Here is a 26,260-nt window from a genome sequence, read left to right as displayed (position 1 = left end):
CGGGGGCTGGGGCGGGTGGGCCGAAACGCGCTGCTGCGCGGCCTGTGCCGGGCCTGCGTGGAGGCGGTGCGCAACGTGCCGCTGCTGCTGCAGCTGCTGACCTGGTACCTGCTGCTCACCGAGTTCCTGCCGGCGGTGGACGCGCCCGCCTCGCTGGCCGGGCTGCTGTTCCTTTCCAAGGCGGGCCTGGCCTGGGGCGCGCAGGACGGGCCGGCGCTCTCGCCGGAGTACCTGGCCGTGGTGCTGGGCCTGTCCGTGTACACCGCCGCCTACGTGGCCGAGATCGTGCGGGCCGGCATCGCCGCGGTGCCGGCCGGCCAGCTGGAGGCCGCGGCCGCGCTGGGCCTGCCGGCGCGGCGCACCCTGCGGCTGGTGGTGCTGCCGCAGGCGCTGCGCCTGATCCTTCCGCCCCTGGCCAGCCAGTACCTGAACCTGACCAAGAACTCCTCGCTCGCCGTGGCGGTGGGCTACCCCGAGCTGGTGTCCGTGGCCAACACCTCGCTCAACCAGTCGGGCCGGGCCGTGGAATGCATCGCGGTGATCATGGCCGTGTACCTGCTGCTTTCGCTGCTCACGGCCGGGCTGATGCGCTGGGCCGAGCACCGCGCCGGCGGCTGGTGGGCGGGCGCGCGATGAGCGGTGCGGCCGGGTTCGTCGCCGCCCGCCCGCGTCCGGCCGCGCCCGCGGCCGGGCTGCTGCAACGGGCGCGGCGCGAGCTCTTCGGCGACGCGCTCACGGGCGCGACCACCATCGTGCTGGCGCTTCTGCTGGCCTGGGCCGGCTGGCACTTCCTGCAGTGGGCGCTGGTGCACGCCGTGTGGCAGCCCGACGCCACGCGCTGCCAGGCCGCACGCGGCCAGGGCGCCTGCTGGGGCGTGGTCGCCGAAAAAGGCGGACTCATCGTCTTCGGCCGCTACCCGGCCGACCAGCGCTGGCGCGCGGCCCTGGCCAGCCTGCTGCTGGTCGCCACCGTGGGGGCCAGTGGCGCACCCTGGCTGCGCCGGCCACTGCGGCTCGCCGCCGCCTGGCTGCTCGTGCTGGCCGCCTTCCTCTGGCTGATGGGCGGCGGGGCCGGGCTCGCGCACGTGCCCACCGACCTCTGGGGCGGCCTGCCGCTCACCCTGCTGCTCACCGGCACGGCGCTGGCGCTGGCCTTCCCGCTCGCCGTGGCGCTGGCGCTGGGGCGTCGCAGCCGGCTGCCGGCCCTGCGCGCGGTCTGCAGCGCCTTCGTGGAGCTGGTGCGCGGCGTGCCCCTGGTGTCGGTGCTCTTCATGGCCTCGTTCATGGCCCCCTTGCTGCTGCCGCCCGGCCGCACGCCCGACGTGCTGCTGCGCGTGGTCGCCGGCCTCACGCTGTTCGCCGCCGCCTACATGGCGGAGATCGTGCGGGCCGGCCTGCAGTCGGTCGAGCGCGGCCAGGCCGAGGCCGCCGCCAGCCTGGGCCTGTCGTGGTGGCAGGCGCAGCGCGGCATCGTGCTGCCGCAGGCGCTGGCGGCCGTGGTGCCGGCGCTGGTGAACAACATCCTCTCGCTCTTCAAGGACACATCCCTGGTGACCATCGTCTCGCTCTACGAACTGACGGGCGCGCTCGGCCTCGCGCTGTCCTCGGACGCCGACTGGCGGCCCTTCCAGGTCGAGGCCTCGCTGTTCGTGGCCGCGATCTACTTCAGCGGCTGCTTCGCGCTCTCGCGCATGAGCCTGGCGCTGGAGCGGCGCCTGGGCCGCGGGAGGGCGCGGTGAGCGAGCCCCTGGTCCACTTCGAGAGGCTGAACAAATGGTTCGGCAACGGCCTGCACGTGTTGCGCGACATCGAGCTCGCGGTGCAGCCGGGTGAACGCATTGTGGTCTGCGGGCCTTCGGGCTCGGGCAAGTCCACGCTGATCCGCTGCGTCAACGGCCTGGAGGACTACCAGGAGGGCCGGCTCACGGTCTGCGGGCGCGTGCTGGACAGCGAAGCCGCGGTGGCGGCCGTGCGGCGCGAGGTGGGCATGGTGTTCCAGCAGTTCAACCTGTTTCCGCACCTCACCGTGCTGCAGAACCTGACCCTGGCGCCGACCTGGGTCGCCGGGCTGTCGCCGGCCGAGGCCCGGGACCGGGCCATGGCCCAGCTGGAGCGCGTGCGCATCGCCGAGCAGGCCGGCAAGTTCCCCAGCCAGCTCTCGGGCGGCCAGCAGCAGCGGGTGGCGATCGCCCGGGCGCTGTGCATGCAGCCGCGCGTGATGCTGTTCGACGAGCCCACGTCGGCACTGGACCCGGAGATGGTGCAGGAGGTGTTGGAGGCGATCACCGAGCTGGCCGGCCAGGGCATGACCCTGCTGTGCGTGACGCACGAGATGGGCTTCGCCCGTGCGGTGGCCGACCGCGTGGTCTTCATGGACGAGGGCCAGGTGATGGAGGTGGCGCCACCGGCGCAGTTCTTCAGCGCGCCGGCCTCAGAGCGGGCGCGCGCCTTCCTGTCCAAGGTGCTGGGGCACTGAGGCGCCGGCCGGCAGCGTCGCGCGCTCGAACTCCGCGATCACCTGCGCGCCCAGCAGCAGCAGCGTGGCGCCGATCTCCAGGCTGAACATCACCACGATGGCCGTGGTGAGCGAGCCGTAGACCACGTTCACCTGCGACAGCGTGCTGAAGTACCAGACCAGCACGTGGCGGGTGATCTCCCACAGCACGGCGGCGGTCGCGCCGCCCAGCAGCGCGCGCTGCCAGGACAGCCGGCCCACCGGCATCACCATGTACACCGAGCTCAGCAGCACCACCTCGCCGACCAGGCCCAGCAGGTAGAGCAGCACGCCCGACAGGCCCTTGAGCGACCAGGTGTGGCCGAACAGCTCCACGCTCTCCTGCCCGATGGCCTGCAGGCTGCCGGCCACCAGCGTGACGACCAGGAAGCCCACGCCCAGCAGCAGCACGTACAGGTAGGGCAGCACGGCCGAGACGATGTAGCGCCTGTGCTTGACGGCCAGCCGGTGCAGGAAGATGGCCGACATCGCGCTTTCCAGCACGCCGAAGGCGAGCGAGCTGAAGAAGAGCATGGTCAGGCCCAGGAACCAGCCGACCACGCCCTGGTGCACCAGGAAATTGCGCAGCTCGTCGATGATGGGCCCGGACTGCCCCGGCACCAGCCAGCCCAGGTAGCGGCCCAGGGTGTCCAGCAGCTCGGCCTGGTCGATCCAGTGCGAGAGCGTGATGACGATGAGGATGAGCAGGGGCACCACCGAGAGCAGCGCGTAGTAGGCCACCGCGCCGGCCAGCAGCAGGCCCTGGTTGGCCTTGAAGCCCTTGAGCACCCGCAGCGCGAAGGCGCCGGGGTGCTGGAGAACCTGCGCGGCCTGGGGACTGAGGAGCGGCATGCGCCCCATTCTCGTCCTCAGACGTCGATCGCGGTGGCCGAACCGGCCTGCTTGCGCAGCTCGAACTTCTGGATCTTGCCGGTGGAGGTCTTGGGCAGTTCGCCGAACACCACCGCGCGCGGCACCTTGAAGCCGGCCAGGTGCTGCTTGCAATGGGCGACGATGTCCGCGGGCGTGACCTGCGCGCCGGGCTTCACCTCCACGAAGGCGCAGGGGGTCTCGCCCCACTTGGCGTCCGGCTTGGCCACCACCGCGGCCGCCAGCACCGCCGGGTGCCGGTAGAGCACGTCCTCGACCTCGATGGAGGAGATGTTCTCGCCGCCGGAGATGATGATGTCCTTGCTGCGGTCCTTGATCTTGATGTAGCCGTCCGGGTACTGCACCGCGAGGTCACCGGTGTGGAACCAGCCGCCGGCGAAGGCCTCCTGCGTGGCCTTCTCGTTCTTGAGGTAGCCCTTCATGGTGATGTTGCCGCGGAACATGATCTCGCCCATGGTCTCGCCGTCCCAGGGCACGGGCTGCATCGTCTGCGGGTCCAGCACCTGGGCGTCGCGCTGCAGGTGGTAGCGCACGCCCTGCCGGGCGTTCAGGCGGGCCCGCTCGCCGATGTCCAGCGCGTTCCATTCGTCGTGCTGCGCGCAGGCGGTGGCCGGGCCGTAGACCTCGGTCAGGCCATACACGTGGGTGAGGTCGAAGCCCATGCGCTCCATGCCCTCGATCATGGAGGCCGGCGGCGCGGCGCCCGCCACCATGGCCTTGACGCCGCGCGGCAGCCCGGCCTTCATCGCATCGGGCGCGTTCACCAGCAGGCCGTGCACGATGGGCGCACCGCAGTAGTGCGTCACGCCGTGCTCGCGGATCGCGTCGGCCATGGCCTGCGCCTCCACCTTGCGCAGGCAGACGTTGACGCCGGCCCGGGCCGCGATGGTCCAGGGGAAGCACCAGCCGTTGCAGTGGAACATGGGCAGGGTCCACAGGTAGACCGGGTGCTTGCCCATGTCCCATTCGAGAATGTTGGAGATGGCGTTCACCGCCGCGCCCCGGTGGTGGTAGACCACGCCCTTGGGGTTGCCGGTGGTGCCGCTGGTGTAGTTGAGCGCGATCGCGTCCCACTCGTCGCCCGGCATCTGCCAGGCGAAGGCGGGGTCGCCGCCGGCCAGCAGTTCCTCGTAGGTCAGGCTGCCGATGCGGTCGTGGCGGCCGGTCCAGACCTCGTCCTCCACGTCGATGACGAGGAGGGGCTCCTGGCGCTGGCGCAGGGCCAGGGCCTTGTCCATCACGCCGGTGAATTCGGGGTCCACGATCACGGCGCGGGCCTCGCCGTGGTCCAGCATGAAGGCGATGGTCTCGGCGTCCAGCCGGGTGTTGAGCGAATTGAGCACCGCGCCGGCCATGGGCACGCCGAAGTGGGCTTCCACCATGGGCGGGGTGTTGGGCAGCATCACGGCCACCGTCTGGCCCTTGCCGATGCCGTGCCGGGACAGCGCGCTGGCCAGGCGCCGGCAGCGCTCGTAGGTCTGGGCCCAGGTGCGGCGCACGGGGCCGTGGACAATGGCGAGCTTGCCGGGATAGACCTCGGCCGTGCGCTGCAGGAACGCCAGGGGCGTGATGGGCGCGAAATTGGCCTCGTTGCGGGGCAGATGCTGGTCGAAAATGCTGGTCATAGCGTCGTCTCTTTCCATGCGGTCCAGGACCGGACCCCGGCAGCATAGGCTGCCTACCCTTCAGTAAGATTACCCGATGGCCATCCCCGCCTCCTTCATCCAGGAGCTCCTCGCCCGCGTGGACGTGGTCGAGATCGTCGGCCGCTACGTGCCGCTGAAGAAGAGCGGCGCCAATTTCATGGGGCTGTGCCCCTTCCACGGCGAGAAGTCGCCCTCCTTCTCGGTCAGCCCGACCAAGCAGTTCTACCACTGCTTCGGCTGCGGCAAGAGCGGGGATGCCATCCGCTTCCTCATGGAGCACGCCGGCATGAGCTTCGTGGAGGCGGTGCAGGACCTGGCCGGCCAGTACGGCCTGCAGGTGCCCGAGGAGGACATGCCGCCCGCCGAGCGCGAGCGCCAGGCCCAGGCGCGGCAGAAGCACCACACCCTGACGGACGTGCTGGAGAAGGCCGGCGAGGCCTTCCGCAAGCAGCTCAAGGGCTCGCCGCGCGCCGTCGCCTACCTGAAGGGCCGGGGGCTGTCGGGCGAGATCGCCAAGCGCTTCGGCCTGGGCTATGCGCCCGAGGGCTGGCGCACGCTGGCCAGCGTGTTCCCGTCCTACGACGATCCGCTGCTGGAGGAAAGCGGCCTGGTCATCGTGCACGAGGAGGACAGCAAGCGCTACGACCGCTTCCGCGACCGGATCATGTTCCCGATCCGCAACGTCAAGGGTGAATGCATAGGCTTCGGCGGCCGGGTGCTGGGCGACGAGAAGCCCAAGTACCTGAACTCGCCCGAGACGCCGGTGTTCAGCAAGGGCCGCGAGCTCTACGGCCTGTTCGAGGCCCGGCAGGCCCTGCGCGAGGCCGGCTACGTGCTGGTCACCGAGGGCTACATGGACGTGGTCGCGCTGGCGCAGCTGGGCTTCCCCAACGCCGTGGCCACGCTGGGCACCGCCTGCACCACCGACCACGTGCAGAAGCTGTTCCGCTTCACCGACGCGGTGGTGTTCAGCTTCGACGGCGACGAAGCCGGCCGGCGCGCCGCCCGCAAGGCGCTGGACGGCGCCCTGCCCTATGCCACCGACACGCGGTCGGTGAAGTTCCTCTTCCTGCCGCCCGAGCACGACCCGGACAGCTACATCCGCGAGCACGGCCGGGACGCCTTCGCCCGCTACGTGGGCGAGGCGGTGCCGCTGTCGCGCTTCCTGGTCGAGTGCGCGCGCGAGGGCTGCCGGCTGGACGAGGCCGAGGGGCGGGCCCACATGGCCGCCAACGCCAAGCCGCTGTGGACCCAGCTGCCCGACGGCGCGCTCAAGCGCCAGCTGCTGGCCGAGATCGCCCAGCTGGCCCAGCTGGAGCCCGGCGAGCTGGCCCAGCTGTGGGGCGTGTCCGCGCCGCCGGGGATGCGCAGGCGGGCCTCGGCCGAGGCGCCGCGCCCGCCGCGCCGGCCCGGCCGCACCCTGCCGCCCGGCCGTGCCGACCGCGCGCTGCAGATCTGCTTCCTGAACCCGGGCGCCTGGGACGCGCTCAGCAACGCCGACCACCACCTGCTGTGCGAGCTGGCGCCGCCCTACGGGCCGCTGTTCTCCTGGCTGGACAGCCAGGTGCACGAGCACGGCGAGCAGCCCTGGCAGGCGCTGGCGGCGGCTATCGAAGGCCACGAGCAGGCCGCCTTCCTGCGCAACCACCTGGCCCAGGTGCTGCCCGACATCGAGCACGACCTGCAGGAGCTGCACCACATCCTGCGCATGGAGCACGACCGTCGCCTGGCCGAGGAGCGCATGGAACTGTCGGCCCGGGCCGCGACGGACCCGGCCGCCTACGAGCGGCTCAAGCAGCTCTGGGCCGCTTCCAAGGGCACCCACTCTTGATTTTTCCGCCTGGCGGTATAATGTAGGGTTTGCTAAGCGGCAAGAGCGACAGCAGCACCTCCGGATCGGGGCCATCCGACGCCAGCACGGCGCGACCGGCCCGCACACCCCGCAAGGACTGCACCCCAAATGTTCGCCCACCCATCTTGCCCATGACGCTGCGGCCCGCGCCACTCGCGCGGGTTGTGCGTTGCCACCCGCGCCGGGTTGTATTGGCGCCTTTTTGTTTTTTCTGCCCTCTTGATGTCCCGAGGTATTTCCATGCCTGCTCAGAAGTCCGGAAAAGTCACCGCCACCAAGCCCGCCGCCAAGGCCGCGTCGAAACCCGCAGCGAAAAAACCGATCAAACAGGACAGCCCGGCCAAGCCGAAGCTGCAGGTCGTGAAGGCGACCTCCACAGCCAAGCCCGCCGCCAAGACCGCCAGGAAAGACCCGCCAGTGCCCGCCAGCAAGACGCCCGCCAAGACCGCCGCCGCCAAGGATGAACTGAAGAAGCCCGCCAAGGCTGCCGCCACCGAAGAGGTGGTGGTCAAGAAGAAGCCCGGCCGCCCGCCCAAGGCGGCCAGCGCCGACGCGACCGCCGAGTCGCCCGCCAAGGGCGCCAAGCGCGGCCGCAAGCCCAAGGCCGCGGCCGGTGCCGGCGCCGAGAAGCCTGCCGACGACCTGGACCTGTCCGACATCGAGGACGAGATCGGCGGCGAGGAGCCGGTGGCCGAGGCCAGCACGACCGAGAAGGTCAAGCCGCTGCGCATGAAGATCAGCAAGGCGAAGGAACGCGCCTTGATGAAGGAATTCGGCCTGGACGAGACCGTCCTGACCGAAGAGGAAATGCTCAAGCGCCGCCAGCGCCTGAAGACCCTGATCAAGCTGGGCAAGACGCGCGGCTACCTCACCCACGCCGAGATCACCGACCACCTGCCCGAGAAGCTGGTCGATGCCGAGACGCTGGAAGTCGTGGTCTCCATGCTCAACGACATGGGCGTGGCGGTGTACGAGCAGACGCCGGACGCCGAGACCCTGCTGCTGACCAACACCGGCCCCACCGCCGCCACCGAAGAGGAAGCGGAAGAGGAAGCCGAAGCCGCCCTGTCCACCGTGGACAGCGAGTTCGGCCGCACCACCGACCCGGTCCGCATGTACATGCGCGAGATGGGCACGGTGGAGCTGCTCACGCGCGAGGGCGAGATCGAGATCGCCAAGCGCATCGAGGGCGGCCTGATGGCCATGATGGAGGCGATCTCCGCATCGCCCGCCACCATCGCCGAAATCCTGCGCCTGGCGGCCGACATCCGCGAGGGCAAGGTCGTCATCTCCACCATCGTGGACGGCTTCTCGAACCCGAACGAGGCCGACGACTACGTGGCCGAGGAAGACTTCGACGAGTTCGACGCCGATGACGACGACGACGGCAACGGCGGCTCCAAGGCGCTGACCAAGAAGCTGGAAGAGCTGAAGAACAACGCGCTCGAGCGCTTCGACAAGATCGCCCTGCTCTTCGAGAAGGTGCACAAGATCTACGACAAGGAAGGCTACGGCACGCCGGCCTACCAGAAGGCCCAGCACGCCCTGTCCGAGGAGCTGATGACCATCCGCTTCACGGCCAAGACCATCGAGAAGCTGTGCGACATGGTGCGCGGCCAGGTCGACGACGTGCGCAAGAAGGAGCGCGAGCTGCGCCGCATCATCGTGGACAAGTGCGGCATGCCGCAGGAAATCTTCATCAAGGAATTCCCGCCCAACCTGCTGAACCTGCGCTGGGTCGAGAAGCAGGCCACCGCCGGCAAGCCCTGGAGCGTGATCATCCAGCGCAACATCCCGGCCATCCAGGAGCTGCAGCAGAAGCTGACCGACCTGCAGTCGCAGGTGGTGGTGCCGCTGACCGAGCTCAAGGAGATCAACCGCCGCATGAACGAGGGCGAGGCCTCCTCGCGCGAGGCCAAGAAGGAGATGATCGAGGCCAACCTGCGCCTGGTGATCTCCATCGCGAAGAAGTACACCAACCGCGGCCTGCAGTTCCTGGACCTGATCCAGGAGGGCAACATCGGCCTGATGAAGGCGGTGGACAAGTTCGAATACCGCCGCGGCTACAAGTTCTCGACCTACGCCACCTGGTGGATCCGCCAGGCCATCACCCGCTCCATCGCGGACCAGGCCCGCACGATCCGCATCCCGGTGCACATGATCGAGACCATCAACAAGATGAACCGCATCTCGCGCCAGCACCTGCAGGAGTTCGGCTTCGAGCCGGACGCCTCCATCCTGGCCGCGAAGATGGAGATCCCGGAAGACAAGATCCGCAAGATCATGAAGATCGCCAAGGAGCCGATCTCCATGGAAACGCCGATCGGCGACGACGACGATTCGCACCTGGGCGACTTCATCGAGGACCAGGCCAACACCGCGCCCATCGAGGCCGCGATGCAGGCCGGCCTGCGCGATGTGGTCAAGGACATCCTGGATTCGCTGACCCCGCGCGAGGCCAAGGTGCTGCGCATGCGCTTCGGCATCGAGATGAGCACGGACCACACCCTGGAAGAGGTCGGCAAGCAGTTCGACGTCACCCGCGAGCGCATCCGCCAGATCGAGGCCAAGGCCCTGCGCAAGCTCAAGCACCCCAGCCGCAGCGACAAGCTGCGCAGCTTCATCGACTCGGGCGTCTGAGCCCACCGTCCGGCCCCCGGGGGCCGGCACGCTGAAGAAAGTCCGGCCGCGGCCGGACTTTTTTTTCGTCCACGGATGACTTGTGGCGCGGCCCGCGCGTCAGCAAGAATCGGGGCATGCGACTGGAACAACTCTGGGGCACGCGCGTGCCGCTCATCCAGGCCCCCATGGCCGGCGTGCAGGATTCGAGGCTCGCGCTGGCGGTGGGCGCGGCCGGGGCGCTGGGCTCCCTGCCCGCCGCGATGATGGACACGCAACGCCTGGCCCGCGAACTGCGCGCCCTGGCGGACAGCGGGCTGCCCTACAACGCCAACTTCTTCTGCCACGTGCCGCCCGTGCCGGACGCGGCCGTGGAAGCCGCCTGGCGCGGCACGCTGGCGCCGTACTACCGCGAGCTCGACGTACCGCTGGACGCCGCGGGCGGTGGGCGCCGGCCCTTCGACGCCGAGGCGGCCGAGGTGCTGGAGGACTTCCGGCCCACCGTGGTCAGCTTCCACTTCGGGTTGCCGGCGGCGGACCTGCTGGCGCGGGTCAAGGCGCGCGGGGCCATGGTGGCCTCCTCGGCCACCACCCTGCGCGAGGCGCTGTGGCTGCAGGAGAACGGCGCCGACGCGATCATCGCCCAGGGGCTGGAGGCCGGCGGGCACCGTGGCCACTTCCTGGACCGCGACCCGGCCCGGCAGAGCGGCACGCTGGCGCTGCTGTCGCAGCTGGGGGGCCGGGTGTCCCTGCCGGTGATCGCCGCGGGCGGCATCGCCGATGCCGGGGACGTGCGGGCCGCGCTGGCGGCGGGCGCCTCGGCGGTGCAGGTGGGCACGGCCTTCCTGCTGTGCGACGAGGCCACCACCGGCCCCCTGCACCGCGCCCGGCTGCAGGACCTGGCGGCCCCCACCGCGCTGACCAACCTCTTCTCGGGCGGGCTGGCGCGCGGGCTCTACAACCGCGCCATGCGCGAGCTGGGGGCGGTCAACCCCAAGGCGCCGCCCTTCCCCCTTGCCAGCGCGGCCATGGCGCCCCTGCGCACGCAGGCCGAGGCCGTGGGTAGGGACGATTTCACCCCGCTGTGGTCGGGCACCAACCGCAAGGGCTGCCGCACGGGCCCGGCCGCTGCCGTGGTCCAGGCCCTGGCCGCGGGCTGGACCGCGGCAGGCTGAACCGTCCGCCCGGGGCCTGCAGCCAGGATGGGCTGCGCGTCATGGAATCCGGCTCCCGTTTGACCTGAATCAGATGGAAGGCCGGCCACACGAGTACAAAGGCATGAACCGACCAAGGGTCATACCTTTCATGAGCCGCTTCGACTGGACCCACCTGGATGCACACGCGCTGCAGTTGCTGCTGACGGTGCTGGAGACACGCAACGTCACCCAGGCCGCCATGCGGCTGGGGGTGACGCAGTCGGCCGTGAGCCATGGCCTGGACAAGCTGCGCGAGATCACCGGCGACCCGCTGTTCGTGAAGGCCGGGCGGGGCATCGCGGCCACGGCCCGCGCGGAATCCCTGGGCACCCCGGCGCGCGAGCTGCTGCACGCCATGCAGCGCTTCGCCCGCAACGAGGCCTTCGACCCGCTGGAGTGGGAGGCCACGCTCACCATCGCCGCCAACGATTTCCAGCGCGACCTGCTGCTGCCCGCCCTGGCCGAGCGGCTGCGGCGCGCCGCCCCGCGCGTGAACATCCGCGTCATCCCTTCGGCCTTGCCGCACCTGGAGATGCTGCGCGACGACAACTGCCAGCTGGTCATCAGCCCGCGCCCGCCGGAGGGCGCCGACATCGTGCAGAAGCGCCTGTTCGAGGACGACTACCGCGTCTTCTACGACCCGGCCCGCCGTGACGCGCCGCTGGACGAGCAGGACTACCTGGCCGCCGAGCACGCCACCGTGGTCTACCCGCCCAGCCGCCCGCTGGACCTGGACCAGCAGCTGGCCGCCCGCGGCGTGCGACGGCGCATCCGGGTGATGGTGCCGGGCTTCGGCGCCCTGCCCGCCTTCCTGCGGGGCAGCAAGCTGCTGGCGACCGCGCCGGCCGGCCTGGCCCACCACACGCTGCAGGGCTTCGCCCATGCGCCGGTGCCGCTGCAGTGCCCCACCCTGCCCATGTACGCGGTCTGGCATGCGCGCTACCAGCAGGACCCGGCCCATCGCTGGCTGCGCGCGCAGCTGGACGAGGTGGTGGCCGAGGTGATGGCGCACACCCTCGCCACCGCCTGAGCCTGGGCCAGCTGGGCCCGCCTGGTGGACCTCAGCCGCCGGCGGCGACCATGCGCCAGCCGCGCACCAGCATTTCCACCGCCACGGCCACCAGGATCAGGCCCATCAGCCGCTCCATGGCGATGACGAAGCGCTCGCCCAGCACGCGCTGAAGGCGTTCGGCGAGCAGCAGCACCACGGCACCGGCGGCGATGGTGACCGTGAGCGCGGCCACCCATTCCCAGCGCTGGGCCGGGGCCTGGCTGGCCAGCAGGATGACGGTGGCCATGGCCGACGGCCCGGCGATCTGCGGGATCGCGAGCGGCACGATCAGCGGCTCGCCCTGGGGCAGGGCCGCGCCGGGCGCCCCGCCCTCGCGCGGGAAGATCATGCGCAGCGCGATGATGAACAGCACCACGCCCCCGGCGATCTGCAGCGAGGTGCCCGACAGGCCCATCACGCGCAGGAAGGCCTCGCCCGCGAACAGGAAGAACACCAGGATGCCGAAGGCGATCAGGTTCTCGCGCACGATCACCCAGGCCCGGCGCCCGGGCGCCACCTCGCGCAGCGCATGGGCGAAGACAGGGATGTTGCCGAAGGGGTCGGTGATCAGCAGCAGCAGGACCGTCGCCGAGGCGAAATCGTGGTTCACGCGAACTCTTCGGTGTCCACCTCGCTGCGGGCCTGGGCGCCGTAGCGGTTGCCGGAGACCGTCTTCTCGTTGACCAGCGCCTCCAGACGCGCAACCAGGCCCTCCGAAAGCCGGATGTCGGCGGCGGCCAGGTCGTCGTGCAGGTGCGCCAGGCGGGTGGTGCCGGGGATGGGGATGATGTCGTCGCCCTTGTGCAGCAGCCAGGCCAGCGCCAGCTGCGCGGGCGTGCAGCCGGCCTCGCGGGCCAGCGCCTCGTAGGCGGGCAGCAGCCGCAGGTTGGCGGCGTAATGGTCCGGGTCGAAGCGCGGCATGCTCTTGCGGATGTCCTTGGCGTCCAGGGTGGACACGTCGCGCAGCTCGCCGCACAGGAAGCCGCGCGCCACGGGGCTGAAGGCCACGAAGGCCACGCCCAGCTCGCGGCAGGCCTGCAGCACCGCGATCTCGGGATTGCGCGTCCACAGCGAATACTCGGTCTGCAGCGCGGTGATGGGGTGTTCGGCGTGGGCGCGGCGCAGCGTGGCGGCCGAGACCTCCGACAGGCCCAGGGTGCGCACCTTGCCCTCCTGCACCAGGCGGCCCATCTCGCCCACGCTCTCCTCGATGGGCACCTTCTTGTCCCAGCGGTGCAGGTAGTAGAGGTCGATGACGTCGGTCTGCAGGCGGCGCAGGCTGTCCTCGCAGTTGCGGCGCACGGCCTCGGGCCGGCCGTCGATCACGCGGCGCACCGTGCCGTCGTCGCCGGTCACGCCCGCCATGCCCCCCTTGCTGGCCAGGGTGAACTTCGAGCGGTGCGCCTTGAGCACGCGCCCCACCAGGGTCTCGTTGGCGCCGAAGCCGTACAGCGCGGCGGTGTCGAACAGCGTCACGCCCGCGTCCAGCGCGGCCAGCAGCAGGCGCTCGCCCTGCTCGGCCGAGGGCGGCGTGCCGTAGGCGTGGCTCAGGTTCATGCAGCCCAGGCCGATGGCGGAAACCTGGAAGGGGCCGAGTTGTCTGTCGTGCACTTGGAAAACCTCGTCTCGTCGTCGTTCGGAATGGAAAACGCCGGGCGACCGCTTGGGGCGTCCGGCGTGATTGTGCGACAGCCGGGGCGGCCGCCGGCGCGGCGCTCAGGCCAGCTGCTGTTCGAGCTGGTGCAGGACCTGGTAGCAGGGCAGCACGCGGGCCACGCTGGCGTTGGGCTCGCGGCCCTCGCGGATCGCGGCCACGAACTCACGGTCCTGCAGCTCGATGCCGTTCATGGACACCGCGACCTTGGAGACGTCGATCTTCTCGTCCTTGCCGTTGAACAGGTCGTCGTAGCGGGCGATGTAGGTCGCCGTGTCGCCGATGTAGCGGAAGAAGGTGCCCAGCGGGCCGTCGTTGTTGAAGGACAGCGACAGCGTGCAGATCGCGCCGTTGGCGGCCTGCAGCTGGATGCTCATGTCCATGGCGATGCCCAGCGTGGGGTGGATGGGGCCCTGGATCGCGTTGGCCTTCACGATGGGGCTGCCGGCCTGGTAGGCGAACAGGTCCACCGTGTGGGCGGCGTGGTGCCAAAGCAGGTGGTCGGTCCAGCTGCGCGGCTGGCCCAGCGCATTCATGTTGGTGCGGCGGAAGAAATAGGTCTGCACATCCATCTGCTGGATGTTGAATTGCCCGGCCTGGATCTTCTGGTGCACGTACTGGTGGCTGGGGTTGAAGCGGCGGGTGTGGCCCACCATGGCCACCAGGCCGGTCTTCTTCTGCAGCGCCACCACGGCCTCGCCGTCGGCCAGCCGGTCGCACAGCGGAATCTCCACCTGCACGTGCTTGCCGGCCTGCATGCAGGCGATGGCCTGGGCGGCGTGCATCTGCGTGGGCGTGCACAGGATCACGGCGTCCACGTCGTCGCGCGCCAGGGTCTCGGCGAGTTCGGTGGTGGCATGGCCGATGCCGTACCGGGCGGCCACTTCGCGGGTCTTGTCCAGCTCGCGGCCAATGACGGAGGTGACCTGCACGCCGTCAATCAGCTTGAGGGCGTCCAGGTGCTTCTGGCCGAAGGCGCCGGCGCCGGCGAGCGCGATGCGCAGGGTCTTGTCGTTGCTCATGCGTTGTTCTCCAGGATCATGTGGCCGACGGCGGTGTTGGACGCGGGCACATGGTAGAAGCGGTGCTTCAGGGTGGGCTTGGGGCCGCCGGCCACGTCGGCCATGGCGCCGCGGGCAATCAGCCACATCACCAGCTCGATGCCTTCGCTGCCGGCCTCGCGCACGTAGTCGATGTGCGGCACCTGGGCCAGGCCTTCGGGGTCGGCCAGCAGGCGGTCCAGGAAGGCGTTGTCCCACTCGCGGTTGATCAGGCCCGCGCGCGGGCCCTGCAGCTGGTGGCTCATGCCGCCCGTGCCCCAGATCTGCACGTTCAGGTCCTTGTCGAAGCTCTCCACCGCCCGGCGGATCGCCTGGCCCAGCTTGAAGCAGCGCATGCCGCTGGGCACCGGGTACTGCACCACGTTGACGGCGAAGGGAATCACCTTGAACGGCCATTCCTTGACGTCACCGCACATCAGCGAGAGGGGCACCGTGAGGCCGTGGTCCACGTCCATCCTGTTGACCAGGGTGAGGTCGAAATCCTGCTGGATGACCGACTGCGCGATGTGCGAGGCCAGCTCGGGCTCGCCCATCACCTTGGGCACGGGGCGCGGACCCCAGCCCTCGTCCGCCACCGCGTACTCGGCGGCGGTGCCGATGGCGAAGGTGGGGATCATCTCCAGGCTGAAGGCGGTGGCATGGTCGTTGAAGACCAGGAAGACCACGTCAGGCGGGTTCTCCTTGATCCACTGGCGCGAGAACTCGTAGCCCGAGAAGACCTTCTGCCAATAGGGCTCCTGGGTCTTGCCCAGGTCCATCGCGGCGCCGATGGCCGGCACGTGCGAGGTGTAGACGGAGGCGGTGATGCGGGCCATTTACTTCTTCTCGTGCAGGTAGCGGTTGCCCTCGGGGGAGCGGCCGCCGTTGATCATCATGTCGCGGTACGCCTCTTCCGACAGCCCCGTCATGGAGCCGGCCATCTGCTGGAAGCTCTTGCCGTCGGTGGCGCCGATCTTGGCCAGGAAGTAGATGTTGCCGCCCAGCGCGATGCAGCGGTTCAGGTCGCGCGCCAGCACGGCCTGCTTCTGCTCCTCGGTCATGGCCCACTCGTCCAGGTAGGCGCGCTCGTCCTTCTTGAAGCGCTCGCGGTTGGCGGCCTTCATGAGCGACATGCAGAACTGGTTCAGCCAGTAGCCCTTGCGGCTCTGGTCGGCGTCGAAGATGGTCGTGCCGGGCACGTCCAGATAGGGTTTGTCCAGGGGCATCGCGGCCTCCTCACTTCACGAGTTCGGGCCAGTACAGGCGCATGGGGTTGTCGACCAGCAGCTTGTGCTGCAGTTGCGCCGTGGTGGCGATGTGGGGGATGAAGTCCACCAGCAGGCCGTCGTCGGGCATGTGGTCCTTCAGGTTGGGGTGCGGCCAGTCGGTGCCCCACAGCACGCGGTCGGGGAAGCTCTCGACCACCTGTCGGGCGAAGGGCACCACGTCGCGGTAGGCGGCCTGCTCGCCGTGGAGCGCGGGCGGTCCCGACACCGAGAGCCGTTCGGGGCAGCTCACCTTGCTCCACACGTTCGGGTGCTCGCGCATGAACTTCATGAACAGCGCGAACTCGGGGCCGTCGACCGGCTTCTTCACGTCCGGGCGGCCCATGTGGTCCACCACCACCGTGGTGGGAAGGGCCGTGAAGAAGTCCCACAGCTCGGGCAGGTCCACCGCCTCGAAGTAGATCACCACGTGCCAGCCCAGCGGGGCGATGCGCGCGGCGATCTCCATCAGCTCGTCCTTGGGCGTGAAGTCGACCAGGCGCTTGACGAAGTTGAAGCGCACGCCGCGCACGCCCGCGGCGTGCATGGCCTGGAGCTCTTCGTCGGTGACGCTGCGGCGCACCGTGGCGACGCCGCGCGCCTTGCCATCGGAATGCAGCAGGGCGTCCACCAGGGCCCGGTTGTCGGCGCCGTGGCAGGTCGCCTGCACGATGACGTTGCGCGCGAAGCCCAGGTGGTCACGCAGCGCGAACAGCTGGGCCTTGGAAGCGTCGCAGGGCGTGTACTTGCGCTCGGGCGCATAGGGGAACTCGGCGCCGGGGCCGAACACGTGGCAGTGCGCGTCCACGCTGCCGGGGGGCAGCTGGAAGCGCGGCTTGCTGGGGCCGGAGAACCAGTCCAGCCAGCCGGGGGTCTTGGTGAAGTCGCCCGAGGTCGGTGTGCTCATGGGATCAGTCGGGTTTGATGTGGGCCTCGTGCACCAGCTTCTCGTAGCGCACGCGGTCGTTGTGGATCAGCTGGCCGAAGGATTGCGCGGTGCCGGGCAGCACCTCGCCGCCCACCGCCACCATGCGCTCGCGCACGGTGGGCGACTGCAGCGCCTTCTGCACCTCGGCATGCAGGCGTTCCAGCACGGCCGGCGGCGTGCCGGCCGGCGCCACCAGGCCGTACCAGACGGAGGCCTCGAAGCCCGGGAAGCCGGACTCGGCCACGGTGGGTGCGTCGGGGAAGATGGGCGTGCGCGCGGCGCCCAGCGTCGCCACGACCTTGAGCTTGCCGGCCTTGGCGTGCGGCTGCACCTCCAGCGCATTCACCGCCACCAGCGGCACCTGTCCGCCGATCACGTCGGTGATGGCCGGTGCGCCGCCGCGGTAGGGCACGTGCTGCAGCTGGATGCCCGCGGTGTGCGCGAACAGCTCCATCGCCATGTGCGGTGTCGAGCCGTTGCCGGGCGTCGCGTACTGCACGAAACCAGGCTTGGCCTTGGCCGCCTCGACCAGCTTGGCGACGCTGGTGTACGGCGCGGACGGGTTGGCGGCGATCACCACCGGCACGCGGCCGATGAGCGAGACCGGCACCAGCTGCTTCTCGGGGTCGAAGGGGGACGGCTGGTACAGCGAGGGGTTGGCCGACAGCGCATTGGCGGCCATCAGCAGCGTGTAGCCGTCGGCCGGCGCGTCGACCACGGCCTTCACGGCGATGTTGGTGCCGGCGCCCGGCTTGTTGTCCACGATGACGGGCTGGCCCAGGCTGGCCGAGAGCACCTGCCCGACGGTGCGGGCCACCGCATCCACCGCGCCGCCGGCGGAGTAGCCCACCACGATGTGGATCGGCTTGGCGGGGAAGGTGTCGGCCGCGAATGCAGCCGGGGCTGCCGCGGCGACTGCGGTGCAGCCCAGGGCCAGGATCGCCTGGCGGCGGGACAGGGAATGGATCATCGTCGTCTCCTCGTTGTTCGGTTTCAATCCTGGGCGGTACCGCGCAGTCCGGCCCGCTTCACCATCGCCGCGAGCGCGTCGCTGCCGCGCACGCGCGTGGCGAAGGCATTCAGCCAGTCCCGCCCGGCCCCGCGGCCCTGCGGCACGGCGATCGCCAGGTGCTCCAGGCCCCAGCGGCCAGGCAGCACAGCGGCCCCCGGCACCTGGTCGGCCATCTCGAAAAGAATGGCCTTGTTGGTGGCGAAGGCGTCCAGGCCCCCTGCGCGCAGCTGCTGCGCCGCCGCCGCCAGGGAGGGCACGGCGACCAGTTGCGCCGAGCGGAACTGCCGCGCCAGCGTCACCGAGGAGGAGCTGCCTTCGGTCACGCCGACGCGCACGCCGGGCCGGTCGATGCCTGCGAGGTTGACGATGGGCGATGCGGCATGCACCAGGTAGCCCAGCTCCAGCTGCAGCACAGGCGGCGTGAAGTCGACGTCGCGCGCCCGCGCGACCGTGGCATTGGTGACCGTGAAATCGACCTCGCCGCGCTTCATCGCCGACAACACCTGGGCCACGCGATCGAAGCGCTCATAGCGCACCGGTACGCCGAGTTCCTGCGCCAGTTGCGCGTCCAGGTCGTGGGCGACGCCAGCGTCGCGGCCGTCGATGGCGCGCACCAGCGAGCTGGGGCTGCCAAGGTAGACGCCGACGCGCAGCGCCCCAGTGGGCGCGAGTGCGCGGCGGGCCACCGGGTCCGCCGCGGGGACAGTGGCGCAGCCCGCGCCCAGCAACGCTGGCAGCAGCAGGGCGAACAGCGCGCGGCGCACGACCATGACGTTCAGTCGATGTAGCGCAGGCCGGCTTTTTCCAGCGGCTCGCGCATCTTGTACATGTCCAGGCCCAGCACGCCGGACGCGAGCCTGGCGCGCTTCTCGCCCTCCAGGGCTTCGCGGGCCACGGCGGCGTCCAGGGTCTTCTTCGCGATGGCACGCGGCACCACGACCACGCCGTCGTCGTCGGCCACCACCACGTCGCCCGGGTTCACCAGCGCACCGGCGCAGACCACCGGGATGTTGACCGAGCCCAGGGTCGCCTTGATGGTGCCCTTGGAACTGATCGCCTTGCTCCAGACCGGGAACTTCATCTCGGCCAGCGTCTTCACGTCGCGCACGCCGGCATCGATGATGAGCGCGCGCGCGCCGCGGGCCTGGAAGGAGGTGGCCAGCAGGTCGCCGAAGTAGCCGTCGGTGCACTCGGCGGTGACGGCCGCGACCACGATGTCACCGGGCTGGATCTGCTCCGCCGCGACGTGCATCATCCAGTTGTCGCCCGGGTGCAGCAGCACCGTCACGGCGGTGCCCGATTCCTGCGCACCGGCGTAGATGGGGCGCATGTAGGGCTTCATCAGGCCCACGCGGCCCATGGCCTCGTGCACGGTGGCCGAGCCCAGCTTGGCCAGCGCATCCGCGGTGTCGCGGTCGGCCCGTTCAATGTTGCGGTAGACGACGCCGAGTTCGTACATGGTCAGAGTCCTTTCGCCTTGAGGCGCGCATCCAGGCGCGGGAAGACACGGCGCGTGTTGGCTTCGAAGATCGCGTGGCGGTCGGCGTCGGAGAGCTGGCCGCAGGCGTCGATGTAGCGCTTGGTGTCGTCGTAGTAATGGCCCGTCTGCGGGTCGATGCCGCGCACCGCGCCGATCATTTCGGAGGCGAACAGCACGTTCTTCACCGGGATCACCTTGTTCAGCAGGTCGATGCCGGGCTGGTGGTACACGCAGGTGTCGAAGAAGATGTTGTTCAGCAGGTGCTCCTCGAGCAGCGGCTTCTTCATCTCCTGCGCGAGGCCGCGGAAGCGCCCCCAGTGATAGGGCACCGCGCCGCCACCGTGCGGGATCAGGAAGCGCAGCGTGGGGAAGTCCTTGAACAGCTCGCCCTGCAGGCACTGCATGAAGGCGGTGGTGTCGGCGTTCAGGTAGTGCGCGCCCGTGGTGTGGAAGCAGGCGTTGCAGCTGGTGGAGACGTGGATCATCGCCGGGATGTCGTACTCCACCATCTTCTCGTAGATGGGGTACCACCATTTGTCCGTCAGCGGCGGCTCCTTCCAGTGGCCGCCCGAGGGGTCCGGGTTCAGGTTGATGCCCACGCAGCCGTATTCCTCCACGCACTTCACCAGTTCGGGGATGCAGGTCTTCGGGTCGACCCCGGGCGATTGCGGCAGCATGGCCACCGGCGCGAAGTGCTCGGGGAACAGCTCGCTCACGCGGAAGCACAGCTCGTTGCAGATCGCGGCCCAGGTGGACGAGACCTCGAAGTCGCCGATGTGGTGCGCCATGAAGCTGGCGCGTGGCGAGAACAGCGTCATGTCGTTGCCGCGCTCCTTCATGAGGCGCAGCTGGTTGTTGACGATGGTTTCGCGGATGTCGTCGTCGCTGATCTTCAGCTCGGACACCGCCGGCCGCGCGGACGGGTCCTGGATGCCGGCGATCTGGCGGTTGCGCCACGCCTCCAGCGCCTTGGGCGCGGTGGTGTAGTGGCCGTGGCAATCGATGACGAGGCTCATGGTGGCGGGTCTTCCGTGTCTCGGTGTCGGGAAAAGGTGTCAGGCGGGCTGCATGCCCTGGCGGTGCTTGGCCTCGGCCGCGGCGGGCGACGCCATGAAGGCCAGCAGGGCCTGCACGGCCCCAGGGTCGCTGGCGCCGGCGCAGGCGGCGCCGGAGAAAACGGTCTCGATCTGCACGGCGGCGGGCAGCGGGTCCAGCAGCTGGATGTCGGCCACGTGGATCAGCTCGGGCAATTGCTGGAAGCCCAGCGCGACCTCGCCCGAGGCCACCAGGCTGCCCACCGGCACGCCGGGGCGCGCCTGCTTCAGCCGCGGCGCCAGTTCTGCGGCGAGGCCCCAGCGCTCGAACAGCTGCAGCAGCGCGGTGCCGCTCGGGCCGGTGGAGTAGCCGATGCTGGGCGCGGCGAGCACCGCGGCGCGCAGCGCGGCCTCGGTCGCGATACCGGGCCGCGGCGCACCGGCCGGCACCGCCGCGGCGACGGCGGAGCGCACCAGGTCCACCTTGCTGCCGGCCAGCGCGTGGCCGGCCGCCAGCAGCTTGTCGATCGCGTCCGACGCCAGGAACACCACGTCGAAGGCCTCGCCCTCGGCGACCCGCTTCGCGGCCTCGACGCCGCCCACCGATTCGATGGCCACGGGACGGCCGCCCGCCTGCTGCCAGGCCTGTGCGAGTTCGGCCAACACCTGGCGCGTGGCCATGGAGGAAATGCCGCGCAGGGCGGCCCGCGTGGGGTCGGACATGGGGCTGGATTGTGGGCGCCGGCCCCCGCGGCGGCGACCCCGGCGGCCCTCTAGCAGCTATATCGCTTCGGCATAATCGGCGCACAGCTATCGAAAATATGGACCTCAAGCAGCTCGAATACTTTGTCCGCGTCGCCGAACTGGGCAGCTTCACCCGGGCCGCGATCGAGCTGGACGTCGCCCAGCCGGCCCTGAGCCGGCAGGTGCGGCTGCTGGAGGTGGAACTGCGCCAGACCCTGCTGGTGCGCAACGGGCGGGGCGCCGTGCCCACCGAGGCCGGCACCATCCTGCTGGAACACGGGCGCGGCATCCTGCACCAGGTGCAACGCGCCCGCGACGACCTGGGCCGCCTGCGCGGCGGCGTGTCGGGCCGGGTCGCGGTGGGCCTGCCCAGCAGCGTCGCGCGCGTGCTGACGGTGCCGCTCACGCGGGCCTTCCGCGAGGCCCTGCCCCAGGCCCACCTGTCCATCTCGGAGGGGCTCTCGGGGGGCCTGCAGGAAGGCCTGGCCACCGGCCGGCTGGACATCGCCCTGCTCTACAACGCCCAGCCCTCGCGCGAGCTGGACATCTCGCCCCTGCTGGAGGAGGACCTGCTGCTGGTGCAGGCCCGGCCCCCCGGCCTGCCCGAGGACCCGCCGCCCGGGCCCGTCGCCCTGATGGACGTCGCCGCGCTGCCCCTGGTGATTCCGACCCGGCCGAACGCGATCCGCATGCACGTGGAGGCGCAGATGGCCGACATCGGCGCGCGGCCCACGGTGGCGCTGGAGATCGACGGCGTGAGTTCCATCCTGGACCTGGTGCTGGACGGCGCGGGTTGCGCGATCCTCTCGCGCAACGCGCTGCTCAACTCGCACCGGCCCTCGGCCTACACCGCGCGCCAGATCGGCGCGCCGCCGCTGCGCATCCGCCTGTGCCTGGTCACCAGCCTGCAGCGCCCGGCCACGCCGGTGCAGAAGGCGACGCTGGACCTGATCCGCGAGATCGCGCCGCGCGTGGTCGCGCACGCCTGAGGCGGGGCCTGAACCCGGTGCACGGGGCCGCACGCCCCGCGGTTCACTGCCGGGCGATGCCGGCGTGGTCGATCACGCTGTTCCAGCGCCGCAGGTCCCGCGCGAGCAGCTCGGCGAGCACAGGGGGCGGCTGGTAGCCGGCCACCACGTCCAGGGCGGCCAGCTGCTGCTGCAGCTGCGGCTGGGCCAGCGCGGCCTGCAGCGCGCGGCTGAGCCGGTCCACCACGTCGGGCGGCGTGCGCGCCGGCGCCGCCAGTGCGTTCCAGGAATTGACGGCGAAGCCGGCGAAGGGACCGCCCAGCTCGCCCAGGCGCGGCACCTTGGGCAGCGCGGGCGAGCGGCTGTCGCCCAGCACCGCCAGCACGCGCAGCGCGCCGGCAGCGACCTGCGGCTGCAGCGGCCCCAGGATTTCGATGGCCGCGTCCACCTCGCCCCCGCGCAGCGCAGTGACCACGGCCGGCGTGCCGTTGAAGGGCACCACCTGCAGCTTGAGCCCGCCGGTCGAGCGGAACAGCTCGGCGGCCAGGTTCTGCGTGCTGCCCACGGCGATGGTGGCCAGGTTCAGCTTGCCGGGCTGGGCATGCGCCGCGGCGATGAAGTCCGCCGCGCTGCGAAAGCGGGAGTTGGCGGGCACCACCAGCCCCAGCTCGAACATGCCGAGCAGGGCCACCGGCGCGAAATCCTTCTGGATGTCGAAGGGCAGCTTGCGGAACAGCGCCGCGGTGACGGCACTGCCGTTGCTGAGCAGGAGCAGCGTGGTGCCGTCGGGCTCGGCGCGCGCCACCAGTTCGCCGCCCACCACGCCGCCGGCGCCCGGCCGGTTGTCGACGATGACGGCCTGGCCGAGTTGCTGCGACAGGGCCTGCCCCACCGCGCGGGCGGTGAGGTCGGCGATGCCACCGGGGCCGAAGGGCACGACGATGCGCACCGGCCGGGGCGGCCACTTCTTCTGTGCGCGGGCGAGCGAGGGAAGCAGGCAGCCGGCCGCGAGGGCCGCCGCCAGCCTGCGGCGGCTGGAATCCATGCGCCTATCGTGCCACACCGAGCAGGCGGTCCAGCAGCGCCGGCGAGGCCGCCAGCGCGTCGGCCGCGCCGCTGTGCACCACGCTGCCGCGGTCCAGCACCACGGCCTGGTGGGAGATGGCCAGGATGGCCTGCGGGTGCTGCTCCACGATGATGGCGGCCAGCCCCTCCTCGCGCGTGATGCGGGCGATGGCACGCAGCAGCTCGGTGACGATGATGGGCGCCAGGCCTTCCAGCGGCTCGTCCAGCAGCAGCAGCTTCGGGTTCAGCACCAGCGCGCGGCCCATGGCCAGCATCTGCTGCTCGCCGCCCGAGAGCTGGGTGCCCAGGTTGGTCTTGCGCTCGGCCAGGCGCGGGAACATCTCGTACACGCGCTGCGGGCCCCAGGGCCCCGGGCGCGCCACGGCGGTGAGGTTCTCGTGCACGGTGAGCGACTTGAAGATGTTGCGCTCCTGCGGCACCCAGCCGATGCCGGCCGCGGCGCGCTGGTGCGAGGGCAGCCTGTGCAGCGCCACGCCGCCCAGCGTGATGCTGCCGCCGTGCTGGCGCGTGGCGCCGGCCAGGGTGTCCATCAGCGTGGTCTTGCCGGTGCCGTTGCGGCCCAGCAGGGCCAGGGTCTGGCCTTCGCCCAGGCTGAAGGAGACGCCGTTGAGCACCACGGCCTCGCCGTAGCCGGCACGCAGGTCCTGGACATTCAGCAGGTCAGCCATGCGACGCTCCCTCGTGCCCCAGGTAGACGGCCTTCACCTCGGGGTTGGCCTCGATCTCGGCCGGCGTGCCCTCGGTGAGCACCGTGCCGTTGACCAGCACCGTCATGCGGTCGGCGAAGCTGAAGACCAGGTCCATGTCGTGTTCGATGAGCAGCACCGAGACCTCGGCCGGCAGGGCCTCCACGGTCTGCAGGATTTCCTCGCGCTCGCCCGCCGGCACGCCGGCGACGGGCTCGTCCAGCAGCAGCACGCGCGGCTCGCAGGCCAGCGCGATCGCGATCTCCAGCAGGCGGCGCTTGCCGTAGGCCAGGTGCTCGGTGCGCACCTGCGCGACCTCGGCGAGGTGGAACTGGTCCAGCAGCGCGGCGCAGCGTTCGGCCACCGCCGCGTCGCGCCCCAGGGCCGACCACCAGCCGGCGCCCAGGCCGCGCTGCTGCGACACCACCAGGGCCAGGGTCTCCAGCGGCGTCATGGTGTTGAACAGCTGGTTGATCTGGAAGGTGCGGACCATGCCGCGCCGCACGCGCTTGTGCGGCGCCAGGCGGGTGATGTCGTCGCCGTCCAGGGTGATGCGGCCCGCGGTCGCGTCCAGCACGCCGGTCAGCAGGTTGATCAGCGTGGTCTTGCCGGCGCCGTTGGGGCCGATCAGCGCGTGGCGGGCGCCGCGCCGCAGGCGCAGCGTCACGTCGTTGGTGGCGGTGATGCCGCCGAAGCGCTTCACCAGGCCCTCGCAGGCCAGCACGATGGGCTGCTCGCTCATGCGCGCCTCCCGCCCAGGGACTGGAAGGGCCGCAGCACGCGCTCGCGTCCGACCAGCACCAGCAGCACCAGGAACAGGCCCAGCCAGAAGGTCCAGTACTGCGGGGTGATGGACGAGAGCCAGTCCTGCAGCAGCTTGAAGACCACGGCGCCGACCACGCCGCCGTAGAGCCAGCCGGTGCCGCCGATCACCAGCATCAGCATCAGGTCGGCCGAGCGGTGGAATTCGAACAGGTCCAGCGAGGCGAAGCCGGTGGTCTGCACCATCAGCGCGCCGGCCACGGCGGCCAGGCCGCCGGCCACGGTGTAGGCCAGGCCGATGCGCGAGTTCGTGGAGATGCCGATGGCCATGGCCCGCAGCCGGTTGTCGCGGATCGCCTCCAGCGTGGCGCCGAAGGGCGAGTGCACCAGCCGGCGCACCAGCAGGAACAGCAGCAGCAGGACGCTGAGCGAGTAGTAGGCGGCAGTGCGGGCGCCCAGGTCGAACTCGAACCGGCCGAGCACGGGCGTGAACATCAGGCCCTGGATGCCGTCGGTGCCGCCGGTGATGTCCTCGAACTTGTTGGCCAGCTCCAGCAGCACCAGCGCCACGCCCAGCGTCACCATCAGGCGCGTGAGGTCGGTGCCGCGCAGCACCGTGAGGCTGGCCAGGGCGCCCAGCGCCAGCCCCGCGCCCAGCGCCACCGCGAGGCCCGCCAGCGGGTCGGGCATCACGTGCTTGCAGAACAGCGCGGCGGTGTAGCCGCCCAGGCCGAAGAAGGCCGCGTGGCCCAGCGAGACGATGCCGGTGTAGCCCAGCACGATGTCCAGCGAGACCGCGAACAGGGCCATGATCGCGATCTCGTTGATGATCGCGTTGTAGCTGGGCAGCAGCGCGGGCGCGGCGAACGCCGCCAGCCACAGCAGCGGCTCCCAGGCTCGCAGGCGGCTGGCGCGGGCCAGCGAGGCGCGGGCGTCCATCAGCGGCCCCCCTTGCGCACGAACAGGCCCTGCGGCCGCCAGATCAGGATCAGGATCATCAGGCTGTAGACGATGAAGGCCCCGAGCTTGGGGATGTAGTACTTGCCGGCCACGTCGGCCACGCCCAGCAGCAGCGCGGCCAGCAGCGGGCCGGTGATGGAGCTGGTGCCGCCCACCGCCACCACAATCAGGAAATAGATCATGAACTTGAGCGGGAAGCTGGGGTCCAGGCCCAGCACCTCGGCGCCCAGCGCGCCGCCCAGGCCGGCCAGGCCGGAGCCGAAGGCGAAGGTGGCGAGGAAGACGACGTTGACGTTGATGCCCAGGCCGGCGGCCACGCGCTGGTCGTCCACCGAGGCGCGCAGCCGGCTGCCGAAACGGGTCGACTGCAGCACCCACTGCAGGGCCACCGTGAGCACCGCGCAGACCGCGATGATGAACAGGCGGTAGTGGCCCATGCCCAGCGTCCAGGCGCCGCTGCCCAGCTCGCTGCGCCCGCGCAGCCACTCGGGCAGCTGCACCATCTGCTGCGTGGAGCCCACGAAGTAGTCCACTGCCGCCACCGACATGAAGGCCAGGCCGATGGAGAACAGCACCTGGTCCAGGTGGGGCTTGCGGTAGAGCGGGCGGTACAGGGTGCGCTCCAGCACGGCGCCCAGCAGCGCCGGCACCAAGAAGGCCAGCGGCAGGCAGGCCAGGAAGGGCAGGCCCGCCTTCTGCATCAGCAGCACCATGACGTAGCCGCCGGCCATGGCGAAGGCGCCATGGGCCAGGTTGATGAAGTTCATCAGGCCCATGGTCACGGCCAGGCCGACCGCGAGCACGAACAGCAGCATGCCGTAGGCGATGCCGTCGAAGAGGATGGTGAGCATGGCGTGAGGTGGAGCGTCGGGCCGCGCGGGCTCTCGAAGAT

At 70.6% G+C, this 26,260-nt stretch carries 26 protein-coding genes; 8 read left to right on the top strand and 18 right to left on the bottom strand.

The window, feature by feature from the left end:
* The 3 genes from IM725_RS13580 to IM725_RS13570 all read left to right on the top strand — a co-directional run.
* Positions 1 to 636 (top strand): ABC transporter permease subunit (locus tag IM725_RS13580; RefSeq protein ID WP_193781139.1); only part of this gene is annotated, 636 nt, incomplete at its 5' end.
* Positions 633 to 1,739, top strand: a complete 1,107-nt coding sequence (locus tag IM725_RS13575; RefSeq protein ID WP_193781138.1) for an amino acid ABC transporter permease — start codon at positions 633 to 635, stop codon at positions 1,737 to 1,739. The genes IM725_RS13580 and IM725_RS13575, both read left to right, overlap by 4 nt.
* Positions 1,736 to 2,476, top strand: a complete 741-nt coding sequence (locus tag IM725_RS13570; RefSeq protein WP_287067434.1) for an amino acid ABC transporter ATP-binding protein — start codon at positions 1,736 to 1,738, stop codon at positions 2,474 to 2,476. Before IM725_RS13575 ends, IM725_RS13570 begins: the two co-directional genes overlap by 4 nt.
* Here IM725_RS13570 and IM725_RS13565 read toward each other — a convergent pair.
* Together IM725_RS13565 and IM725_RS13560 are read right to left on the bottom strand one after the other, a co-directional pair.
* Entirely contained in the window at positions 2,432 to 3,346 is a 915-nt protein-coding gene (locus tag IM725_RS13565) for a YihY/virulence factor BrkB family protein (RefSeq protein ID WP_193781137.1), read from the bottom strand. The genes IM725_RS13570 and IM725_RS13565 overlap by 45 nt on opposite strands.
* 17 nt (positions 3,347 to 3,363) lie before the next feature.
* Positions 3,364 to 5,010 carry an acyl-CoA synthetase gene (locus tag IM725_RS13560; protein WP_193781136.1) on the bottom strand — a complete coding sequence of 549 codons (1,647 nt, stop codon included), beginning with the start codon at positions 5,008 to 5,010 and terminating at the stop codon, positions 3,364 to 3,366.
* Between the two features lie 76 nt (positions 5,011 to 5,086).
* Here IM725_RS13560 and dnaG point away from each other — a divergent pair, with 76 nt between their 5' ends.
* From dnaG to IM725_RS13540, 4 genes are all read left to right on the top strand, one after another.
* Positions 5,087 to 6,862 (top strand): DNA primase, encoded by a 1,776-nt coding sequence (gene dnaG / locus IM725_RS13555; RefSeq protein WP_193781135.1) that lies wholly within the window; start codon positions 5,087 to 5,089, stop codon positions 6,860 to 6,862.
* 261 nt (positions 6,863 to 7,123) lie between these two features.
* Positions 7,124 to 9,523, top strand: a complete 2,400-nt coding sequence (rpoD, locus tag IM725_RS13550) for an RNA polymerase sigma factor RpoD (RefSeq protein ID WP_193781134.1) — start codon at positions 7,124 to 7,126, stop codon at positions 9,521 to 9,523.
* A gap of 116 nt (positions 9,524 to 9,639) precedes the next feature.
* Positions 9,640 to 10,677, top strand: a complete 1,038-nt coding sequence (locus IM725_RS13545; RefSeq protein WP_193781133.1) for an NAD(P)H-dependent flavin oxidoreductase — start codon at positions 9,640 to 9,642, stop codon at positions 10,675 to 10,677.
* A 130-nt stretch (positions 10,678 to 10,807) separates the two neighbouring features.
* The gene (locus IM725_RS13540; protein WP_193781132.1) at positions 10,808 to 11,728 is read left to right on the top strand and encodes a LysR family transcriptional regulator; all 921 of its coding nucleotides are present in this window, start codon (positions 10,808 to 10,810) and stop codon (positions 11,726 to 11,728) included.
* Between the two features lie 31 nt (positions 11,729 to 11,759).
* Here IM725_RS13540 and IM725_RS13535 read toward each other — a convergent pair whose 3' ends face one another.
* The 11 genes from IM725_RS13535 to IM725_RS13485 form a co-directional block, all read right to left on the bottom strand.
* The gene (locus IM725_RS13535) at positions 11,760 to 12,359 is read right to left on the bottom strand and encodes a MarC family protein (RefSeq protein WP_193781131.1); all 600 of its coding nucleotides are present in this window, start codon (positions 12,357 to 12,359) and stop codon (positions 11,760 to 11,762) included.
* Positions 12,356 to 13,360, bottom strand: coding sequence for an aldo/keto reductase (locus IM725_RS13530; RefSeq protein WP_193781130.1), 1,005 nt, complete (start codon positions 13,358 to 13,360; stop codon positions 12,356 to 12,358). Before IM725_RS13530 ends, IM725_RS13535 begins: the two co-directional genes overlap by 4 nt.
* A 105-nt stretch (positions 13,361 to 13,465) precedes the next feature.
* Positions 13,466 to 14,425, bottom strand: a complete 960-nt coding sequence (locus IM725_RS13525) for a Gfo/Idh/MocA family oxidoreductase (protein ID WP_193781129.1) — start codon at positions 14,423 to 14,425, stop codon at positions 13,466 to 13,468.
* Entirely contained in the window at positions 14,422 to 15,279 is an 858-nt protein-coding gene (locus IM725_RS13520; RefSeq protein ID WP_193781128.1) for a class III extradiol dioxygenase subunit beta, read from the bottom strand. The genes IM725_RS13525 and IM725_RS13520 overlap by 4 nt, the downstream gene beginning before the upstream one ends.
* The gene (gene ligA, locus IM725_RS13515; protein WP_193781127.1) at positions 15,280 to 15,669 is read right to left on the bottom strand and encodes a protocatechuate 4,5-dioxygenase subunit alpha; all 390 of its coding nucleotides are present in this window, start codon (positions 15,667 to 15,669) and stop codon (positions 15,280 to 15,282) included.
* Between the two features lie 10 nt (positions 15,670 to 15,679).
* A complete protein-coding gene (locus IM725_RS13510; RefSeq protein WP_227753801.1) occupies positions 15,680 to 16,615 on the bottom strand; it encodes an amidohydrolase family protein in 936 nt (311 codons plus the stop codon).
* A 4-nt stretch (positions 16,616 to 16,619) separates the two neighbouring features.
* Complete coding sequence (locus IM725_RS13505; protein WP_193781126.1) at positions 16,620 to 17,606, bottom strand: tripartite tricarboxylate transporter substrate binding protein; 987 nt, start codon at positions 17,604 to 17,606, stop codon at positions 16,620 to 16,622.
* 23 nt (positions 17,607 to 17,629) lie between these two features.
* A complete protein-coding gene (locus IM725_RS13500) occupies positions 17,630 to 18,418 on the bottom strand; it encodes a transporter substrate-binding domain-containing protein (RefSeq protein WP_193781125.1) in 789 nt (262 codons plus the stop codon).
* 5 nt (positions 18,419 to 18,423) lie between these two features.
* Positions 18,424 to 19,107 carry a 4-carboxy-4-hydroxy-2-oxoadipate aldolase/oxaloacetate decarboxylase gene (gene ligK, locus IM725_RS13495; RefSeq protein ID WP_193781124.1) on the bottom strand — a complete coding sequence of 228 codons (684 nt, stop codon included), beginning with the start codon at positions 19,105 to 19,107 and terminating at the stop codon, positions 18,424 to 18,426.
* 2 nt (positions 19,108 to 19,109) lie between these two features.
* Positions 19,110 to 20,144, bottom strand: coding sequence for an amidohydrolase family protein (locus IM725_RS13490; RefSeq protein ID WP_193781123.1), 1,035 nt, complete (start codon positions 20,142 to 20,144; stop codon positions 19,110 to 19,112).
* A gap of 39 nt (positions 20,145 to 20,183) precedes the next feature.
* Positions 20,184 to 20,885: a substrate-binding domain-containing protein gene (locus IM725_RS13485; RefSeq protein ID WP_227753800.1), complete on the bottom strand. Its 702-nt coding sequence runs from the start codon at positions 20,883 to 20,885 to the stop codon at positions 20,184 to 20,186.
* A gap of 98 nt (positions 20,886 to 20,983) precedes the next feature.
* On the opposite strand from IM725_RS13485, the gene IM725_RS13480 reads away from it, so the two are divergent.
* Positions 20,984 to 21,895, top strand: a complete 912-nt coding sequence (locus tag IM725_RS13480; RefSeq protein ID WP_193781122.1) for a LysR substrate-binding domain-containing protein — start codon at positions 20,984 to 20,986, stop codon at positions 21,893 to 21,895.
* 43 nt (positions 21,896 to 21,938) lie between these two features.
* Here IM725_RS13480 and IM725_RS13475 read toward each other — a convergent pair whose 3' ends face one another.
* Genes IM725_RS13475 through IM725_RS13455 form a run of 5 tightly spaced genes read right to left on the bottom strand, consistent with a single transcriptional unit; the run spans position 21,939 to position 26,219 of the window.
* Positions 21,939 to 22,919, bottom strand: coding sequence for a tripartite tricarboxylate transporter substrate-binding protein (locus IM725_RS13475; RefSeq protein WP_193781121.1), 981 nt, complete (start codon positions 22,917 to 22,919; stop codon positions 21,939 to 21,941).
* Positions 22,920 to 22,923: 4 nt separating this feature from the next.
* Positions 22,924 to 23,628, bottom strand: a complete 705-nt coding sequence (locus IM725_RS13470; protein WP_193781120.1) for an ABC transporter ATP-binding protein — start codon at positions 23,626 to 23,628, stop codon at positions 22,924 to 22,926.
* Complete coding sequence (locus IM725_RS13465) at positions 23,621 to 24,388, bottom strand: ABC transporter ATP-binding protein (protein ID WP_193781119.1); 768 nt, start codon at positions 24,386 to 24,388, stop codon at positions 23,621 to 23,623. Before IM725_RS13465 ends, IM725_RS13470 begins: the two co-directional genes overlap by 8 nt.
* Entirely contained in the window at positions 24,385 to 25,347 is a 963-nt protein-coding gene (locus IM725_RS13460) for a branched-chain amino acid ABC transporter permease (protein ID WP_193781118.1), read from the bottom strand. The genes IM725_RS13465 and IM725_RS13460 overlap by 4 nt, the downstream gene beginning before the upstream one ends.
* Positions 25,347 to 26,219 carry a branched-chain amino acid ABC transporter permease gene (locus IM725_RS13455; RefSeq protein WP_193781117.1) on the bottom strand — a complete coding sequence of 291 codons (873 nt, stop codon included), beginning with the start codon at positions 26,217 to 26,219 and terminating at the stop codon, positions 25,347 to 25,349. Before IM725_RS13455 ends, IM725_RS13460 begins: the two co-directional genes overlap by 1 nt.
* Between the last annotated feature and the right edge of the window lie 41 nt (positions 26,220 to 26,260).

The organism is Ramlibacter aquaticus, from assembly GCF_015159745.1.
GTDB lineage: Bacteria > Pseudomonadota > Gammaproteobacteria > Burkholderiales > Burkholderiaceae_C > Ramlibacter > Ramlibacter aquaticus.
Note: the sequence above shows the minus strand (reverse complement) of the source record. Positions and strands in the feature narration are given on the sequence as shown.